The following is a 1,237-nucleotide window of genomic DNA, read 5'->3' as shown; positions in this document are numbered from 1 at the left end:
CAGGGCGAATGCGTTCTCAGATAGTGAGATCGAGTAGTTGAAGTGCGTGGTCGGGGTGTGCCCGGTAGTGGTCGTTGGCGGCGGCGATGTTGGTCCAGCCCATGAGGTCGGCGAGGGCGATGGCCAGGTTGCGCAGGCCGGCCATGATGCGTGGTGCGTGACCGGTGCGGACGTGTGAGCGGTCCTCGGCGTAGGTGACATCGCGGACGTGGTGCAGGGCCTCGATGGACCAGTGCCCCCGGATCAGGGCGGCGAGCTGGGCAGGGGTTGCGTGGCCCGGGGCGAGGCTGGTGACGGCGTAGACGGTCTTGATCGTCGTCTTGCCGGTGGTGCGGTCGGTGCGGCGGCGTTTGACCTGGAGGGCCTGGACGGCGTGCGGGAACAGCAGACCGGGCCGAACCGAGCAGACCTTCAACCGGCGGATCTCCCGGCGGCCGTGCCCGTCGGCGACGGTGCGGTCCTGCAGCACGATCTCCCGCCAGGGCAGGCGTTTCAGCTGCCGGTGCAGGCTCTTCTGGTTCCCCTTCACGACCAGGAGGTAGTGCGCCTTGTGTTCCTGGACCAGGTGGCGGGCGTGTTCGCGCTGGGTGTGCAGGGCGTCGGCGGTGACGACCTTGCCGGTCAGGTCCAGGCGGGCCAGCAGCGGGACGAACGCGGGGATCTCGTTGCTCTTGGCGTCGACCTGGTGTTGCGCCACCACGGTCCGGCCGTCGTGCAGGGCCGCCGCCAGCAGGTGCGTCACCGTCCCGTCCGGGCGGCGGCTGCCCCGCAGCGTCTTGCCGTCCACCGCCACCGCCTCCGGCCTGGCCTGGTACCCCGCGTCGGGGTCGTGGACCAGAGCCGACAGATAGGCCCCGATCACCTCGTCGAAGGCGTCGCCGTCCAGGCGGGCCAGCAGCCGCCCCAGCGTGGTCACGACCGGCCGTGCCGCCGGCAACCCCAGCTCGGCGAGCACCCGTACGTCCAGTTCCGCCGCGACCCTGCCGATCTTGGCCAGGCTGGTGGCGCCGCTGAGCACGGCGACCAGGCACAACGCCAGCATGGGGCCGAGCCGGTACCGGCGGCCGCGGCGACGCCGCGGATCGGGAATGCGGTCCAGCACCTCCACCAGTACCGGCAGGCCGGGAAGGTCGGTGACGGGACATGGCAGGACGACGCCCTCGCAGTGGCGGACCAGGGCGTCGATCGGGGAGGATGGCACGCGAACGCGGTCCCTGTCTTGATCGACTGGCTTAGA

The 1,237-nt window shown here is 71.0% G+C and carries 1 protein-coding gene; it reads right to left on the bottom strand.

The features are described from left to right. Positions 1-16: 16 nt before the first annotated feature. Positions 17-1,201: an ISAs1 family transposase gene (locus E1281_RS39675; protein WP_131884813.1), complete on the bottom strand. Its 1,185-nt coding sequence runs from the start codon at positions 1,199-1,201 to the stop codon at positions 17-19. Positions 1,202-1,237 lie beyond the last annotated feature (36 nt).

The sequence above is a fragment of the Actinomadura sp. KC345 genome, assembly GCF_004348515.1.
In the GTDB taxonomy this organism is placed as follows: Bacteria; Actinomycetota; Actinomycetes; order Streptosporangiales; family Streptosporangiaceae; genus Spirillospora.
Note: the sequence above shows the minus strand (reverse complement) of the source record. Positions and strands in the feature narration are given on the sequence as shown.